14 protein-coding genes are annotated in these 17,301 nt (G+C 59.4%); 8 read left to right on the forward strand and 6 right to left on the reverse strand.

Annotated features, from left to right (window positions below; translation table 11 throughout):
- Nucleotides 1–7 precede the first annotated feature (7 nt).
- Genes ACN1C3_RS01855 through ACN1C3_RS01875 form a run of 5 tightly spaced genes read right to left on the reverse strand, consistent with a single transcriptional unit; the run spans nucleotide 8 to nucleotide 5,772 of the window.
- Nucleotides 8–838 (reverse strand): class I SAM-dependent methyltransferase, encoded by an 831-nt coding sequence (locus tag ACN1C3_RS01855; RefSeq protein ID WP_419114072.1) that lies wholly within the window; start codon nucleotides 836–838, stop codon nucleotides 8–10.
- On the reverse strand, nucleotides 832–1,986 hold the full coding sequence (locus ACN1C3_RS01860) for an acyltransferase family protein (RefSeq protein ID WP_419114073.1): 1,155 nt from the start codon (nucleotides 1,984–1,986) through the stop codon (nucleotides 832–834). The genes ACN1C3_RS01855 and ACN1C3_RS01860 overlap by 7 nt, the downstream gene beginning before the upstream one ends.
- Complete coding sequence (locus tag ACN1C3_RS01865; RefSeq protein WP_419114074.1) at nucleotides 1,986–2,879, reverse strand: methyltransferase domain-containing protein; 894 nt, start codon at nucleotides 2,877–2,879, stop codon at nucleotides 1,986–1,988. The genes ACN1C3_RS01860 and ACN1C3_RS01865 overlap by 1 nt, the downstream gene beginning before the upstream one ends.
- Nucleotides 2,876–4,180, reverse strand: a complete 1,305-nt coding sequence (locus tag ACN1C3_RS01870) for a glycosyltransferase (RefSeq protein WP_419114075.1) — start codon at nucleotides 4,178–4,180, stop codon at nucleotides 2,876–2,878. The genes ACN1C3_RS01865 and ACN1C3_RS01870 overlap by 4 nt, the downstream gene beginning before the upstream one ends.
- Nucleotides 4,174–5,772 carry a glycosyltransferase gene (locus tag ACN1C3_RS01875; protein WP_419114076.1) on the reverse strand — a complete coding sequence of 533 codons (1,599 nt, stop codon included), beginning with the start codon at nucleotides 5,770–5,772 and terminating at the stop codon, nucleotides 4,174–4,176. The genes ACN1C3_RS01870 and ACN1C3_RS01875 overlap by 7 nt, the downstream gene beginning before the upstream one ends.
- Before the next feature lie 427 nt (nucleotides 5,773–6,199).
- Here ACN1C3_RS01875 and ACN1C3_RS01880 point away from each other — a divergent pair, with 427 nt between their 5' ends.
- The 8 genes from ACN1C3_RS01880 to ACN1C3_RS01915 are packed head-to-tail and all read left to right on the forward strand — an operon-like array spanning nucleotide 6,200 to nucleotide 15,209.
- On the forward strand, nucleotides 6,200–7,114 hold the full coding sequence (locus tag ACN1C3_RS01880) for a GDP-mannose 4,6-dehydratase (protein ID WP_419114077.1): 915 nt from the start codon (nucleotides 6,200–6,202) through the stop codon (nucleotides 7,112–7,114).
- Nucleotides 7,111–8,082: a GDP-mannose 4,6-dehydratase gene (gene gmd / locus ACN1C3_RS01885; protein WP_419114078.1), complete on the forward strand. Its 972-nt coding sequence runs from the start codon at nucleotides 7,111–7,113 to the stop codon at nucleotides 8,080–8,082. Before ACN1C3_RS01880 ends, gmd begins: the two co-directional genes overlap by 4 nt.
- Nucleotides 8,083–8,085: 3 nt before the next feature.
- Nucleotides 8,086–9,528, forward strand: a complete 1,443-nt coding sequence (locus ACN1C3_RS01890) for a mannose-1-phosphate guanylyltransferase/mannose-6-phosphate isomerase (protein ID WP_419114079.1) — start codon at nucleotides 8,086–8,088, stop codon at nucleotides 9,526–9,528.
- Nucleotides 9,529–10,326 (forward strand): ABC transporter permease, encoded by a 798-nt coding sequence (locus ACN1C3_RS01895; RefSeq protein ID WP_419114080.1) that lies wholly within the window; start codon nucleotides 9,529–9,531, stop codon nucleotides 10,324–10,326.
- The gene (locus ACN1C3_RS01900; protein ID WP_419114081.1) at nucleotides 10,326–11,591 is read left to right on the forward strand and encodes an ABC transporter ATP-binding protein; all 1,266 of its coding nucleotides are present in this window, start codon (nucleotides 10,326–10,328) and stop codon (nucleotides 11,589–11,591) included. The genes ACN1C3_RS01895 and ACN1C3_RS01900 overlap by 1 nt, the downstream gene beginning before the upstream one ends.
- Nucleotides 11,588–12,964, forward strand: a complete 1,377-nt coding sequence (locus tag ACN1C3_RS01905) for a glycosyltransferase family 4 protein (protein ID WP_419114082.1) — start codon at nucleotides 11,588–11,590, stop codon at nucleotides 12,962–12,964. Before ACN1C3_RS01900 ends, ACN1C3_RS01905 begins: the two co-directional genes overlap by 4 nt.
- Complete coding sequence (locus ACN1C3_RS01910) at nucleotides 12,948–14,078, forward strand: glycosyltransferase family 4 protein (RefSeq protein ID WP_419114083.1); 1,131 nt, start codon at nucleotides 12,948–12,950, stop codon at nucleotides 14,076–14,078. Before ACN1C3_RS01905 ends, ACN1C3_RS01910 begins: the two co-directional genes overlap by 17 nt.
- The gene (locus tag ACN1C3_RS01915) at nucleotides 14,079–15,209 is read left to right on the forward strand and encodes a glycosyltransferase family 4 protein (protein WP_419114084.1); all 1,131 of its coding nucleotides are present in this window, start codon (nucleotides 14,079–14,081) and stop codon (nucleotides 15,207–15,209) included.
- 7 nt (nucleotides 15,210–15,216) lie between these two features.
- Here the strand turns inward: ACN1C3_RS01915 and ACN1C3_RS01920 are convergent, their stop codons facing one another.
- Nucleotides 15,217–17,259 carry a pyridoxamine 5'-phosphate oxidase family protein gene (locus tag ACN1C3_RS01920; protein ID WP_419114085.1) on the reverse strand — a complete coding sequence of 681 codons (2,043 nt, stop codon included), beginning with the start codon at nucleotides 17,257–17,259 and terminating at the stop codon, nucleotides 15,217–15,219.
- Nucleotides 17,260–17,301 lie beyond the last annotated feature (42 nt).

Genomic DNA, 17,301 nt, shown 5'->3' on the forward strand with positions numbered 1-17,301 from the left:
ACCCTGCTCAGCCAGGCTTGCGGGCAATGATGACCTGACTTTTCGCCACGACCGCGTCCAGCGCCTGCTTGATCTGCGCGCCTCGTGGCGAAGACAGAAGCGCCTGCCAGGTGTCGGCCCAGTGATTGAGCAACGGATGATCAGGGTTACCGAAGTCGACCTTGGCTTCCCAGAACAGCAACATCCACATCGACCAGTAGAAACCGTACTGGCTATGGCTGATCACTTCCAGACCGGCATCGGCGACCATCTGTTTGAACTGATCTTCGCTGATGATTCGGATGTGGTTGGGCTTTTGGAAATACTCGGGCGCCGCGATGCCTTTTTGCAGGTCTTCGGAGCTCGGATGCGGAACGCTTAGCAAGTACAGGGCACCGGGTTTTCCGACCCGCACCAGCTCGGACAGAAACTGCGCCGGGTCGTCGACGTGTTCGATGACTTCTGTGGAAACAATCCGTGTCGCGGTGGCGTCAGCCAACGGCAGCGGGTTGCAGTCGCTGACCACGCACTGCACTTCCCGAGCCGGAGTGTCGCCAAGTCGCTGCCGTGTAGCTTCAACCTTGGCCGCATCGATATCAGCGATGATGATTTTCGCCCCACGCATGCCGCAAAAATGCACGTTGCCACCGTCACCGCAGCCGACGTCCAGGACGATATCGTCCGCACGAATCTCGAAGCCCTTGAACAATTCGTTGGTCTGCTGGTTGAACCAGCCGCTGAGTACCGCGTCTTGCAGGCCCAGCATGTAGGGATCGACCTTGGCCGGTGGTGGCATCTGAGGCTCTGGCTGTACAGGGGCGGAAGTACCCGAGGTGAGTTTCTTCAAAAGGCTCAGCATGAGGTAGCTCCAGAGGATGGGACGGTGGTTCGGCTGACGTTCAAGCGCTCGAGCAGTTTTGCACCCCGGTTGCGCATGGGTTTCTCAATGAATCGATAGTTGAGCTCGCTCAACAGGACGATCAGGGCAGCGGCGACGATCAGGGTCACAACAGGATGGCCGGCCGGGTTCGGCAGCCCCATCGCCTGTAATCGAAAACAGAGTTCGCGGACCAGGAAATAAGCCGGAATATGGATCAGGTAAATCCCATAGGAGCGGCTGCCGATCCAGGTGAGCAGGTTTTTCAACGGGCCGCGCGGGAACAGGTAGTCGCGGTTGTAAGAAGCGACCCAGACCAGTACGGCGCAGAGTACAGCCATTGCGCCAATGCGGTAGCTGGCAAACGTGTAGGGCTCAGTACCCAATACGCTCAGGATCAGCCCGACGCCGATGAGCAACGGCACGCCCAGCCAGGAATGCCGCAGTAGCGTGGGTTTCCATCGAGCATGGCTTGGGCGCCCGCTCCAGATCGCGAGCAAGATGCCGAGGGCCAGGGCATCGGTCCTGATCACCATCAGCCAAGGTGTGCGCAGGGTGAAGAGTTGCAGTGCGACCAACACCAGCAGTGCCCAGACCAGCCGTTTTCGAAACACCAGGACGAACAGCGGCAGCAGCATATAAAACTGCTCTTCCAACGACAGACTCCAGTACACAAAACTGGCCCCGTATTCGTAACGGAAGAAGCTGTCGGCAAAACGGAAATTGGCAAACTGCAGGAAGCCCGCCAGGGTCGCTTGAAGGTTCGCGTGCAGAGTGCCGAAGGCCCCGGACTGATTGAGGAACACGCTCGCCAGCAAAATCAGCACCAGCCACAACCAGGCTGAAGGCAGCAGCCGGAATACCCGACGAATCCAGAAGTTGCGGGCCTGCTGCCAGAACTCCTCGCGGGAGGTGCAGCCTTGCAACGCAGGGATCAGGCTACGGGCGATGACGAACCCGGAAATAGCAAAAAAAAGATCGACGCCCCACCACAGCTGAAAACGTGCGGTGATCGCCTCCAGAAACGGAACCGGCCCGGCAAACAAACTGTCTTGCAGGTGATGAAACAGCACGCAGAGGACGGCAATGGCGCGCAAGACCTCAATGTCCATGATCCGTTTGTCGTTCATCACAAGTGGCCTGCTCCTGAAGGGAATTGAGTCGTGCCTGGCTTGCGCGCAATGATCACCTGGCTTTTGGGCATGAACTGATCCAGTAACTGCTTGATCGCCAGTCCGTTGGGCTGCGCCAGTAGCTCTTGCCAGGTTCTCGCCCAGCCCTCCATCAATGGCGGATAAGGTGCGTGAACCCGGTCGCGCACCGCACCACCGAGATCGCGACCGGCGGCCCGCTCACTGGCCCAGAAGAAAATCATGCCCATGACCCAGAAGAAGCCACTGGCCTGGCGATGCTCGATGACCAGGCCGGCGTCTTCAACCAGCGCGGCAAAGCGTTCCTGAGAAAAAATCTGGATATGGTTGGGTGACTGGTAATAACTGGGTGGTGCGATGCCTTGCTGCAGATGTTCGCCCACTGCATGCGGAACGCTGAGCAGATACTGCGCACCGGGGCGGCCCATCCTCACCAGCTCGGCCATGAATTGCTCTGGCTGGTCGACATGTTCCAGCACTTCCATGCACACGATCTTGCTCGCACAGCCGTCGGCCAAGGGCAGCGGCAGACTGTTGCTGACCAGGCCCAGGGATGGCGCTTGAGTCTGGGCGCTCACCTGCCGGGCAAGGTCACGAACCTTATCGAATTCGCTGTCGGTGAAAATAACCGACGCGCCCTGACGCATCGCAAACAGCGTGGCGACGCCCTCCCCGCAACCCACATCAAGCAGCGTATCGTCAGCACCAATGGCAAAACCTTTGAGCAGTTCACCGCTGTCGTTTAGAAACCAGCCATCGAGTACGGCGTCGTGCAGACCGATATCCCGAGGTGACACAGCGACTGCTGGCACAGGCGCCAGCACCGGTTCGGCCTGGACGCCGCGAAGACGCCTCAGCAGTGAGCCGATCATGCTTGCGGGGTTTCCACTACAAGCGCCTTGCGGCTATCGAGCAGCTGCGCGAAAAAGGTTTTCAAGTGCTGTTCGGCACTGGCCTGGCTGCAGAATTTTTCCAGGCTGCGCACCGCATGCGTGGACATCCGGGCATAGCGCTCGACATCCTGTTTGGCCACCTCATAGCTGGCCTGATAAGCCGAGCACAACGAGTCCCAATTAGTGATGTAACGCAACGTGCGGTAGGCCGCGCGCGGATCGTGGGGCCAGGCAGTCAGCTCATCCGTCGAGTCGACGATAAAGGTGTTGTCGCTGTCCACGTAGTCGGCCATCGCCGTGTTGCAGGGTGCAACGGCGGGTTTGCCACAGGACATGAACTCCATCAGTGGCAGGCACTGACCCTCTCCATACGAACTGTTCACCACATAGCTGGTCGCTTCCACCAGCCGTTCATAGTCCGGGTCGGACAGATACCCGTGAATCAGCACGATACGGCAGCGGTACGACTGGTTTTTGTAGAGATGGTGCAGCATGTCGCTCAGGGCTTCTTCGATGTCATGGTGCGTCAGCTTCAACACCAGGGTCGCATCGGGCGTATCGCGGAACGTTGTGCAGAAGGCACTGAGCATGTCCTTCCAGTTCTTGCGGCCATCGTAGGGGTTCAAAACGGAGGTATAGACCACGCCGTCCAGCACCAACTGGCAGTCCTGCGCTGGCGCATCGAAGGCGATGCGCGTGCCTTCGCGCAAGGTTGGCGGCCCATAAGGACGCAGATCCAGTTCACGACTGTCGATCAGCAAACCACGCAAGTTGAGCTTCACCTGCTCGGCTTGCGGCTGTTTGGCAAGCTGCTGGCCCCGCATGGCGAAACGATCCCAGACCGGCGCCGGGATGGCGCAGATCGGGTAGTCCGGGCCCATGACATCATGCACGGCTTTTACCGTGAAGCTGGAGTGGGTGATCGCCGCACCCGACGCACCCAGCACCAGACGCCAGTCATGGCGAGGTTCGCCTTGCCAGCTTTCGGTGGGGATGGTGCTGAACTCCCAGGCGAACACCGGAATGGTCGGGCAGGCATAGTGGATCGGCGTGCGGTGCGGCGGAGAGAAGGACAGAAAAATGCATTCTTCACCGCGGCTCAGGCAGTCGAAGTACAGCCGGTCGACCAGTTCGTCAGGGTTGCTGACTTCGATGACCTGACCCAGCCGCTCAAGCACTGGGCGGTACTCCTTGAGCACGAAGTAGTAGCTGTACTCCGGCCGACCGAGGTTCTGCTGGATGGTGCTCTTGTTGGTTTCCGAATGGATGATGATCAGCATGATGCGTTGTCCGCCACAGCCACGGTCGGGGCAATCGCACCCCCAGTCATCGGGGCAAGCCCGAAAAAGTCCGCCATGCGCTTTTGCACGGGGGCGAAGGCGCAGTAGTCACGCATGCGTTCAGTGGCCGCGTCAGACATCGCCTGGTAGGTGTGCGGTTGTTCCTTGGCCATTCGGTAGCTGTCCTGATAGGCATCTCTCAACGACCCCCAGTCGGGTCTATGGCGCCGCGTACGGAAGAGGATGCGCGAATCCTGCGGCCAGATCGCCGGTTCCTGACTGGACTTGATGACAAAGGCCACGCGCTCGTCGATGTAGTCTTCCATGGCGGTATGAGCCGGTGCGAGTACCGGTTTTCCACAGGCCATGAACTCCATCAGCGGCAGGCAAAGCCCTTCGCAACGGGACGCATTGACATAGAAACTGGCGGCACCGTAGAGGCGAGCGTATTGCTCATCGTCCAAAAAGCCATGCATGACGACAACGCGGCAGGAAAATGGCGATAGCTGTGAAAGCAACGTGAGCATCTGTACGTAGTACAAGGACAAATCGTTCTGGGTCATCTTCAATACCAGCGTGGCATCTTCGACATCCCGCATGGCCCAGCAGAACGCAGTGATCAACTGGTGCCAGTTCTTGCGGCCATCAACCGGGTTGAACACGCTGACGTAGACCACCCCGTCGACCTGGGTTTCGACCAGTTCGGTGGTGTCCGGGAGCACGGCTTGCGGATGCTCGTGCGCAGACTCCGGTTCAGGCTCAGTGACCGGCAGCACCCGCGCACGCCTCAGGCTGGCGGCCGTCGCCTGGACCCGTTCGGGCACCAGGTCGTTGAGCGCTTCCCGGTACCACTGAACCAGGTAGTGCTTGCCAATGATCAGCCGCCGCCCCGAGGTGTCGCGCCACACTTCCAGACCGCACTGGCGCAGGTAGTGTTTGGTGATGAACAGGCGTCGCCGCCAAGTCAGGGGTGGGGCCTCGATCACGACGTCGTTTACTTCCGGCTCCACTTCTGCAATCACCGGCGCAATCAAGCCGTCAGCGCAAAGCCCGAGCCCGCGGCTGTCGATGATGCAGCCCTTGATGTGCAGGGTCGTTCCGAGATTGATCGCCGCACTGGGGTACTGACTACGGATACCGGCGAAGCTTTCCCACAACGGCGTGGGCAGCACCAGCACCGGGAAGTCTTCCCCAAGTGCCTTGTGCACGGCACGGGCGGTATGGGTGGATAGCGTGATGACCCGACCGTGGCGAGCCAGTGTGCGGCCCCAGTCCTGATGCGGGTCGTTATCCCAGTGTTCGTCCGGGATGGAGTCGAACTCCCAGGCCACCACACCTATCGTCGGGCAGGTAAGGTCGGTCGGGGCTTTGTGGGGAGGCGTGAACGAGAGAAACAGACTCTCCTCGCCCTCAAGCAGCAGTTGCCGATAGAGCGGATCGACGTCGGCGGTCGATTGCACCACATGAACCCGCCCAAGGCTCTCGAGTACCGCCCGGTAGGCCTTGAGCACGAAGTAGTAACTGTATTCGGGACGGCCGAGGCTCTGGCTGATCGAGCTGTCGTTGACGTCCGAGTAAAGAATGAAATTCATGGCATCCCACGATGAAGCCGCCGCAGGGCAACTTCACTCTATGACGGTGAGCCATTGACGAAGCCCTGTGTTGGCAGTGGCTTCGCCGATCGTCCTCATCCCCGTCTACGTTCTTGTTTTATTGGTCAGCTTTGCGTGGCCAAAAACAGCCATGCCGATCGCTGGGCGGTCGCGACGAGGGGCATTCTAAACACATCCGTAAGGCGTTCGTGAACAGCTTCGCGGGAATTTTCCGAAGCGCTTGAACGAGAACTGACCGGTCACACTAGGACTTGTTGAAATTGCTGGGCAATTGGCACAGATTGTCTCAAAACAACTACAACAAAAATTTCGCAACCAGAAAAATCCGAAAAATCCGTCAGAGTTTTCCGGTTTTCTAAGCAAGGCCTGGGGCGTTGCCGAAGTTTGCTGATTAGGGGGCTGCTGCTTGAAGAAGCGTCTGTTCGTTACGGGTCTGACTGGATTCGTAGGACGTCACATCCAATCTCGTCTGAGTGCTCCCGATTCGGTTTGGGATCTCCTGCCTGTCGCGTCCGGCTATGACCTTTCCCTGCCACACAGCCTGGAAGGCTTGTGGCCCGAAATGCCCGACGCCGTGATTCATCTGGCCGGCCAGACATTCGTACCCGAAGCGTTTCGCGATCCGGCCAGGACCTTGCAGATCAACTTGCTGGGAACGTTGAATCTGCTGCAGGCGCTCAAGGCACGCGGCTTCAACGGCACCTTCCTGTATGTCAGCTCCGGCGACGTTTATGGCCAAGTGAGCGAAACCGCCCTGCCTATCGACGAAAACCAGCCACCCTGCCCGCGCAACCCGTATGCCGTGAGCAAGCTCTCGGCGGAATTCTTGTGCCAGCAATGGGGCATGACCGAGGGCTGGCCGGTGATCGTCGCCCGCCCCTTCAACCACATCGGTACCGGGCAGAAAGACAGTTTTGTCATTGCCAGCGCCGCACGCCAGATGGCCAGGATCAAACAGGGCCTGCAAGCACCGCGACTGGAAGTGGGCGACATCGACGTGACCCGCGACTTTCTCGACGTGAGCGACGTGGTGGCTGCCTACCTGGCCATGTTGCAAAGCGGTTCACCCGGGCAGATCTATAACGTCTGCTCAGGCCAGGAGCAAAGCATCCGCAGCCTGATCGAACAGCTGGCGGATCTGGCACAGGTCAACATCGAATTGATTCAGGATCCTGCGCGTCTTCGCCGCGCAGAACAGCGTCGTGTCTGTGGTAGCCATGCCAGGCTGCAACACGCCACCGGATGGACGCCTGCAATAACTACACAACAATCCCTGCGGGCGATCCTGTCCGACTGGGAGTCACGAGTACAAGACGAATGACAAAAAACGCACTGATCACAGGGATCACCGGGCAAGACGGCGCCTATCTGGCCAAACTGCTGCTCGACAAGGGCTATCAGGTCTACGGCTTCGTGGCGCGTCGCAGCAGCGATGCGCGCTGGCGTTTGCGTGAGATGGGTATCGAGGGCGAGATTCGCTATCTGGATGGCGATATGACTGACGCCTGCTCAGTGCAGCGGGCGGTGATCAAGGCCGCGCCCGATGAAATCTACAACCTGGCGGCACAGAGCTTTGTCGCGGCCTCCTGGGACCAGCCGGTGGCCACCGGTGTCGTTGATGGGCTGGGCGTGACCCACCTGCTCGAGGCGATCCGCCAGTTCAGTCCGCACACGCGTTTCTACCAGGCCTCCACCAGCGAGATGTTCGGCCTGATCCAGGCTGAGCGACAAGACGAGAACACCCCGTTCTATCCGCGCAGTCCCTATGGCGTGGCCAAACTCTACGGTCACTGGATCACGGTGAACTACCGCGAGAGCTTCAACTTGCACGCCTCCAGCGGGATTTTGTTCAACCACGAGTCGCCCCTGCGCGGGATCGAGTTCGTGACGCGCAAAGTCACTGATGCTGCCGCTCGCATCAAGCAGGGCAAACAGCAGGAGCTGCGCCTGGGGAATATCGACAGCAAGCGTGACTGGGGTTTTGCCGGCGATTACGTCGAGGCCATGTGGCTGATGCTGCAGCAGGAAAAGGCCGACGACTATGTGGTGGCGACCGGCGTCACCACCACTGTCCGTGAGATGTGCCGCATCGCTTTCGATCACGTCGGCCTGGATTACCGGGATTTCGTGAAAATCGATCAGGCGTTCTTCCGCCCGGCCGAAGTTGACGTATTGCTCGGCAACCCGGCCAAAGCGCAACGCGTACTGGGTTGGAAGCCCAAGACCGGCCTGGAGAGTCTGATCTGCATGATGATGGATGCAGACATGAAACGCGTCGCCAAGGAGTAAGGCATGCTGATTCCTGTGATTCTTTCCGGTGGTGCCGGGACCCGGTTGTGGCCGGTTTCGCGCGAAGGTCAACCCAAGCCGTTCATGACCTTGCCCGATGGCCAGACCTTGCTCGGCAAGACCTACCGACGGGCGGCCGGACTCTTGGCGGCGGGCGGCCATATCGTCACGGTGACCAACCGTGAGTACTATTTTCAAAGCAAGGATCACTACCAGGCGGCCAGACTGGAACGCCACCGTGGGCACTTTCTCCTGGAGCCTGTAGGACGCAACACCGCGCCTGCGATTGCTGCCGCAGCACTGTCGTTGCAAGCCTTGCACGGCGACGATGTGATTCTGGTGGTGATGCCCGCCGACCATCTGATTCAGAACGAAGACGCCTTCCAGACGGCCGTCGAACACGCCGTACAACTGGCCAAGGCCGGACATCTGGTGACCTTCGGCATCACCCCGACCGCGCCGGAAACCGGTTTTGGTTATATCCAGACCGGTGAACAGCTGGATGAGCGAGGCGCGACCAGCGTGCAGCGCTTCGTCGAGAAACCCGACCTGAAAACCGCGACCCATTACCTGGAAAGCGGCAACTTCCTGTGGAATTCGGGCATGTTCTGCTTCTCGGCCGTGACCTTACTGGCGCAATTGCAGATCCACGCACCTGAACTCCTGGAGCTGGGCAAGGCTTGCCTGGCGGCCAGCGCCGCGGTCGAAACGGGCGGGTGCATCCAGCAGGAGTTGTCGGCACCGCATTTTGCCGACATGCCGGATATCTCCATCGACTATGCCTTGATGGAGCTGTCCGACAAAGTCGTGGTGGTCCCGGCCGAATTCGACTGGAGCGATATCGGCTCCTGGAGCGCAGTCGGCGCGCTGGTGCCGGCCGATGCGCAGAACAACCGCGCCAGCGGCGACGTCGTATTCATCGACAGCCACAACAACTTTGTCCAGAGCGAGGGCCGTCTGGTGGCGGCTGTGGGTGTGGATAATCTGATCATCATCGACACCGCCGATGCAGTGCTGGTGGCCCACGCTGATCGTGCCCAGGATGTGCGCAGGGTAGCCAAACAGCTCAAGGACAAAAAACACGACGCCTATCGCCTGCACCGCACAGTCAGTCGCCCCTGGGGCACTTACACCGTGCTGGAAGAAGGTCCGCGCTTCAAGATCAAGCGCATCGTGGTGAAGCCGGGAGCCTCCCTTTCCCTGCAAATGCACCACCATCGCAACGAACACTGGGTGGTGGTCGAAGGCATGGCCAAGGTCACCAATAACGGTGACGGCTCGCACTTTGTTGCCAAAAACGAGTCCACCTTTATTGCTGCCGGGCACAAGCATCGCCTGGAAAACCCGGGAGTGATCGATCTGGTCATCATTGAAGTTCAGAGCGGCGAGTACCTGGGAGAGGACGATATCGTTCGCTTCGAAGATAAATACGGAAGGACGGTCTGAATGCTGCTTAACCTGTACCGCTCGCTGTGGGGCTACCGGGGCTTCATTCTCGGTAGCGTCAAGCGTGAGTTCCAATCGCGGTATCGCAACTCGCTGTTCGGTGCTCTGTGGACGGTACTCAACCCACTGTCGATGATCGTCGTTTACACGGTGATCTTTTCTCAGGTTATGCGCGCCCGACTGCCCGGCGTGGATGACGGCCTGGCCTACAGCGTGTACCTCTGCGCAGGCTTGCTGACCTGGGGGCTGTTCTCCGAGATCGCCCTGCGCAGCCAGAACATGTTTCTGGAAAATGCCAATCTGTTGAAGAAGATCAGCTTTCCGCGCATCTGCCTGCCCGTGATCGTGTTGTTCAATGCCGGAATCAACTTCGCAATCATCCTCGGACTGTTTCTGGGCTTTCTGCTGATCACCGGGCGTCTGCCTGGCATGGCCTTGCTGGCGCTGGTGCCACTGCTGATATTGCAGGTCATTTTCTCGGCCGGCCTGGGGATGATCCTCGGCGTGTTGAACGTGTTCTTTCGCGATGTCGGACAGTTCTTCGGCATCTGCCTGCAGTTCTGGTTCTGGTTGACGCCGATTGTCTATCCCATGGCGATTCTCCCCGAGCCGATTCGGCGCCTGATCGGCCTCAACCCCATGACCGCGCTGATGCAGAGTTACCAAAACCTGTTCCTTTATGGTCAATGGCCGGTCTGGAGTTCGCTGATGCCCATGCTGGTCGTCGGTGTGCTGTTTTGTGTCATGGGGCTGCGGCTATTCCGCCAACGCGTCGGCGAAATGGTGGATGAACTCTAATGGGACAAATACGCGTTAGCGGCCTGGGCAAGGCCTACAAGCAGTATCCGAACCGCTGGAGCCGGCTGTTCGAATGGCTCATTCCCTTCTCCCCGATCCGGCATCACCTGCACTGGGTGTTGCAAGACGTGGAATTCGACATCGCCCCAGGCGAAGCGGTTGGGATCGTCGGGGTCAATGGCGCTGGCAAAAGCACATTGCTGAAGATGATTACCGGCACCACCCAACCCACGTGCGGACAAATCCAGTTACACGGGCGAGTCGCCGCGCTGTTGGAGCTGGGCATGGGCTTTCATCCCGACTTCACCGGGCGCCAAAACGCTGTCATGGCCGGCCAACTGCTGGGCCTGCAGGTCGAAGAAATCGAGGCGCTGATGCCGGAAATCGAAGGCTTCGCGGAGATTGGCGAAGCCATTGACCACCCGGTGCGCACCTACTCGAGCGGCATGCAGATGCGCCTGGCCTTCAGTGTCGCCACTGCACGTCGGCCTGACATTCTGATCGTCGATGAAGCGCTGTCAGTGGGTGACGCCTACTTCCAGCACAAGAGTTTCGAACGTATCCGCAGTTTCCGTAAGGCCGGTACCACCCTGCTGATCGTTTCCCATGATCGCTCGGCGATCCAGTCAATCTGCGACACCGCGATTCTCCTTGAGCAGGGCCGCATGGCCATGCGCGGCAAGCCCGAAGAGGTGATGGATTACTACAACGCGATGCTCGCCGAGCGCGAGGGCCAGACGGTTCGCCAGGAAATGCTCGCCAATGGTCAGGTGCAGACCATCTCCGGTACCGGTGAAGCCGGCATCTTGAGTGTGCGTTTGCTCGACGAGCGTCAGCGTTCGGTGGAAGTGGCCGAGGTCGGCCAGCCGATGGTGCTGGAGGTTCAGGTAGAAGTGCGCAAGGACATCGAGCGGCTGGTGCTGGGCTTCATGATCAAGGATCGCCTTGGCCAGCCCATGTATGGCATCAACACCCATCGACTGGAACAAGCGTTGACCGACTTGAGCGCCGGCGAACGGGTCACATTCCGCTTTGCCTTCCCCATGCGCCTGGGCAAGGGTAACTATTCCGTCGCTTTGAGCCTGTCGCGCCTGGACTCGCACCTGGACCGCAATTTCGAATGGCGCGACTACGGGCTGGTCTTCCATGTGATCAATAACCGTCAGGAAGACTTTGTCGGCTGCTCCTGGCTCGAAGCGCAAACCACTATCACCCGATCGACAGCGACACCTACCGAATCAATCGCCTCGCAGGCCGCACAATGACGCGCCTCTTGGTCGAATGCACCTATGTGTTCGAGCATCCGGACGCCAATTCGGGGATTCAGCGCGTGGTGCGCAATGTCATTCGTGAATTGCCCGACGCCAACGAGTCGCTGGAATGTATTCCGGTGGTCATGCTCCAGGGCAAGCTTTATCGGGTGCTCAGCTTGGCCCCCTTTAAAACACCGGCTCTGGATCTGATGGGCTTGCGCGTGCGTCTGGAGCAAATGGCCAACATCTTCTGGCTGCGCCATCGGACATTTGAGCGCCGCCGACCTTTTCGCAACTCACTCTTTGCGCGTCGGGTTTTGTATGTGGGTTGCCGATTGGCGGCGCTGGCCTGTTTCAGCATTCCGATGCGGATACTCGATCGTTGCGTGAACAAGGACGCGATCCCTGCCCGTTGCGCGCCACTGCAACACCAGCCGGGTGACCAGTTGGTGCTGCTGGATTCGTCCTGGCATGCCGACTTCTTTCCGCTGGCCGAGCAACTCAAGCGTGATGGCGTGGGTATCGTCTCGGTGATCTACGACTTGATCCCCCTGACTCACCCGCAATTCTGCGATGCCGGGCTGGTCAGGGTATTCAATGACTGGTTCGACTGGATCGCCCGCACAGCGGATGGCTATGTCGCCATTTCCACCACCATCCGCGATCAGGTTCGCGAAGAAATGCTGCGACGGGTCGGCGCCGAGCAAGTCAACCAACGCTGGTTCGACTATTTCCACCTTGGCTCGGAACTGGACCTGAACGACGATGCGTCCGTTGTGGAGCCGCGCCTCGTACGCCTGTTCGAAGGGCAAGACCCGGTCTTCCTCATGGTCAGTACCATTGAGCCGCGCAAGAACCATGGCTACCTGCTCGATGCCTTCGAGCGCGCCTGGGCTGCAGGCTCAAAGGCCAGGCTGTGCATTGCCGGTCGTATTGGCTGGAAGTGCGACGCCTTGATCGAGCGCATTCGCAAGCATCCCGAGCTGAACAAGCGCTTGTTCATGTTCAACACGCTCACCGATAAAAGTCTCGAGCATGCGTATTCAAACTCAACGGCGCTGGTGTTCCCTTCATATGTCGAAGGCTTTGGCTTGCCACTGGTCGAAGCCATGCAGCGTGGCTTGCCGGCGATGGGCAGCGACATTCCGGTCTTCCGTGAAATTGGTGGTGAGTTCATGGCCTATTTCGATCTGACCGACCCACAGAGCCTTGCCGATCTGGTTGCACGCATGGAAAGCACCGGCGAGTTTCCGGCAGACCGCACGGTCAGCGAGTGGCGCTGGCTGAGTTGGCGCGAGGCCAGTGCCCAGTTTGTCGAACGCATCCAACGCAACCTGAAGAAAGCACCGGTGCGGATAGAGAGGCAGCATGCGGATTGCCCTTAACGCACGGATTCTCCAGGCACCGCGCACCGGCATCGGCCACTACTTGGCCGAGCTGGTGGCAGCCCTGGTGGCAGAGCCGGACCTGGAGCTGTCACTGTTCCATGGCTGGGGCTGGAGTGGCGACCTGCCGGCCGCCGCCATGCCTGGCTATTCCCGGCTGACGCCCTGGTTGCGACGAGTGCCGGGAGCCTACCAGGCCCGTCGTTGGCTGGAGCAGCGGCGCTTCGATCAAGGACAGTCCCAGGCCATCGATCTCTATCACGAACCGAGCCTGTGGCCCTTGGCGTTCAAAGGCCCGACCATCATCACCCTGCATGACCTGACCCATCTGCACTATCCCTCGACCCAGCCTGCGGCGCGGTTGAAAGAGATAGAGCGCCGGCTTGGCCAGGGCGTGCAACAGGCACGGTTGATTCTGACCGACTCGCAGTACGTGGCCGATGAGGCCCAGCGCTACTTTGGCCTTTCCCGTGAACGCTTTGTCGTTGCGCCTCTGGGGGTAGCGGCGCGCTTCCATCCACGCTCGATCGAAGCGTTGCAAGAAACACTCAAGCCACAGGGCGTGCAACCGCACGCGTATTTCCTGTGTGTCGGTACGCTGGAGCCGCGTAAGAACCTGTCACTGGCGCTGCACGCTCATGCGCAACTGCCTGAGCCGATGCGTCAGCGTTTCCCTTTGCTGATTGTCGGAATGGCCGGCTGGGAGCATGGACAGTTCAGCGATGAGTTGCAAAAGGCCTTGGCCACCGGCCTGGTCCGCCTGCTGGGTTATCTGCCGGATGAACAGGTTGCACAGCTCGTGGCCGGTGCGAGGGCGTTGGTGTTTCCGTCTCTCTACGAGGGCTTCGGCCTTCCGGTCCTGGAAGCCATGGCCAGCGGTACCCCGGTGATAGTGACCCGACGTTCAGCGATGCCGGAGGTCGCAGGTGACGCGGGTAACTATATTGAACCTGACGATGTAGACGGCTTGCGCGACGCGATGAGCCGATTGATCGACGATCAAGCGCATTGGCTGGAATGCCGTGACGCGGGCTTGCAACAAGCAAAGCTTTTTTCCTGGGGGCGCTGCGCGAAGGTAACAGCACGCGCATACCGTCAGGCTATGGGGGGTTGAATGCGTGTTCTACATTTCTTCAAAACGTACCTGCCTGACTCGGTTGGCGGTATCGAGCAGGTCATCTTTCAGTTGTGCGAAAGTGGTGCCCGGCACGGCATTGAGAGCCAGGTTCTGACATTGAGCGCTGACCCCACTCCCGCGGTCGTCAAGATCGGTCAGCACGAGGTCCATCGAGCCAAACTCGATGTGCAGTTCGCTTCCACCGGTTTTTCCTACAGTGTCTTCAAACAGTTTCGGGAAATGGCTGCAGAGGCGGATGTGGTCAACTACCACTTCCCTTGGCCGTTCATGGATCTGGTGCATTTCTTCAGCGCCATGAACAAACCCTGCGTGGTGACTTACCACTCGGACATTGTTCGCCAGCAGCATTTGCTCAAAATGTACCGTCCCCTGATGAATCGCTTCCTCAATAGCGCCGACCGGATTGTCGCCGCCTCGCCCAACTACTTCCATACCAGCGATGTCCTGCAGGCCCACCGGGAAAAGACCCGGGTCATTCCCTATGGCTTGAACAAGTCAGGTTATCCACAGCCCGAACCCGAGCGCCTGGCCCATTGGCGCGAACGTCTGGGTGAGCGCTTCTTTCTATTCGTCGGCGTGATGCGTTACTACAAAGGGCTGCACATTCTGCTCGACGCGCTTAAAGACGTCGATTACCCGGTGGTGATCGTCGGCGCAGGCCCGCTTGAGGTGGAGTTGCATGCTCAGGCCACTGCCCTTGGCCTGCGTAATCTGCACTTTCTTGGACGTCTGGGTGAAGAGGATAAAGTGGCTCTGCTGCAATTGAGCTATGCAATCGTGTTCCCCTCGCATCTGCGTTCCGAAGCGTTCGGTATCTCATTGCTCGAAGGCGCGATGTACGGCAAACCGATGATCTCCAGTGAGATCGGCACCGGGACCAGTTACATCAATATCCACGGCGAGACCGGTTTAGTCGTTCCACCGAGTAATCCACAGGCCTTTCGTGAGGCGATGCGAACCCTGTGGGAAAACCCGCAGCTCGCGGCACACATGGGGCAGCGAGCCGAAGCCCGCTATCGTCAACTCTTCACCGCCGATGAAATGGGCCGCAAATGGATGGAGTTGTATCAGGAGCTGCTGGAGGAAAAAGCGCTTTCCTATGCATGAGATGGGTCTACAAATCGAGCACCAGCGGTTGCTGACCTTCGGCACCACGGGCCGGAACCGCACAGCAGATCAGTACTTCCCCAGCGTCGGGTAACTCAACCGGTGGCTGTGGATAATGCACCTGGCCACTGATCAAGCGCGTCTTGCAGGTCCCGCAGGAGCCACCCCGACAGCTGAACTCAGGCCTCAGGCCACGGCTCTCCGCCAACTCCAGCAGGCTTCCACCCGCAGGCTCCCAGCGGGCTTCCTTGGCGGAACGATGAAACAGTACCGGCACTGAGGTAGTAGCCGCCGGTGGTTGTTCAAAAGGTGCCGCTTCGGGGTCTGGCACCCGGCGCAAGGTTGAGGGTCCGAACGTCTCGGCATGAATTCGCTCATCGCGGATATCCAGCTCGCGCAAACCGTCGTACAGCCCTTGGGTAAAACGACTGGGCCCACACAAGAAAAAATCCACCTGGTCAAAGTCTTCAGCCAGCACCACAGCCTTGAGCAGTGCGATATCAATACGCCCGGTCAGGTCGAAATCCTCACCTTCGCGAGCCTGCGTTTCTGGCTGGGTGAGTAGACGCACCACCTGCACGGCGTCCCCCGTGAACTCCAGCAACTCGTCCAGCTCAGCACGAAACGGTTGCTCCGCCAGACTGCGTGAGCTCTGGATAAACCAGCTGGGCCGGGTACGGCGAGTACGCTGGCCCTGATAAACCACTTCGCGCAACATCGATAACAACGGCGTGACACCAACCCCGGCCGCCAACAGCACCAGTGGCCGACGCTCCTGCGACGCCACCGTGAAATGCCCTTGAGGTGCGCGAGCCTCCAGCAGATCACCGACCTGTATCTGTTCGTGCAAGTGAGAAGAAACAATGCCCTCGCGTTTCACACTGATTCGGAAAAACCCATCGGACGGTGCACTCGACAGGCTGTAGGTGCGGATATGCACTTGGCCATCAATCGTGAACCGCACGGGCAAATGCTGCCCGGCCTGAAACAGCGGCAGGCCCGCGCCATCTGCTGACTCCAGGTAGATCGAGCGGATGTTGCGGCTTTCCATTTCGACGCGTGTGACCCGCATTGGCCGCCAACTATTGCCCAGCGCCTCGGCTTGCAGACGTGCGGCGGCCTGCTCCCAGGTTCCAGTCATCCGACTGTTGGGCGAGAAACCCTCGAACCGCCAGCGCAAACCTAGTGCTGCGGGCCGACGCACCACCTGCTCCACCTGCAGTTTCCAGAGCCGCTCAGCACCCTGAAAGGCGTCGACCTGCGGCCCTTCGAGAATGATTTCGGTGCGCCCGCTGACTTGCAGCAAATCACCCGAATCGAAGTCAATGAACAGCAAGCCGGCGCGCGGATTGAGCAACAGGTTGCCCAAGGTATTGAAGAACAGGTTGCCGGCGAAATCGGGAATGGTCAGGCAATTACCCTCGACCTGAACAAAACCGCTTTGCCCGCCCCGATGAGAGACATCCACCGAGCGTTGGTTTTCAACGTCAACGTAGCTGGCGACAAAAAGGGTGTCGGCCTTACGAATCATTGCGCTCGCTGCGTCATCCAGTTGGTTCAGACGCTGCACTACACGCATCGATGGATCGGCGACGGGCACCGATTCGAACTGACGCAGCTGAATGTACTGAGGGCAATTACCGAAAGACTGTTCCACAGTGACGGTGAAACCGTTATCGGCCATAGCGCTGACCCGACCATTGATCCTGTTTCTACGCCGAGTGTGCAGCTCGATACCCAGCAGCCCGATCGCCGCGCCTGCCTGCAATTGGGCGGGATCGTCTTGCTTTGGCAGGCTGTCCAGTTGCAATAGAACAGGCTCGGGAGAGTGGGCGAAACCCGGTTGACCTTCGAGAATACTCGCCCAGGGATTACCGTCCGCATCCACTGCGCCGTACAGCATGAAGGGCAATTGCTGATAGAACTGCCGATGCTGATCAGGCAATTGATTGCGGATGACCTTGGGCCCGAACGCTTCCATGCGCTCAGCGACACCGACATGCGCCTGCAACTGCTTCTCGCCGGCATGCCAGGGTGATTGAAGGTTCATCGCGGTTTCTCCCCTGCGCCGAGGGCGCAGTCTGACCGGCCC

The sequence above is a fragment of the Pseudomonas sp. H11T01 genome (genome assembly GCF_048515765.1).
In the GTDB taxonomy this organism is placed as follows: domain Bacteria; phylum Pseudomonadota; class Gammaproteobacteria; order Pseudomonadales; family Pseudomonadaceae; genus Aquipseudomonas.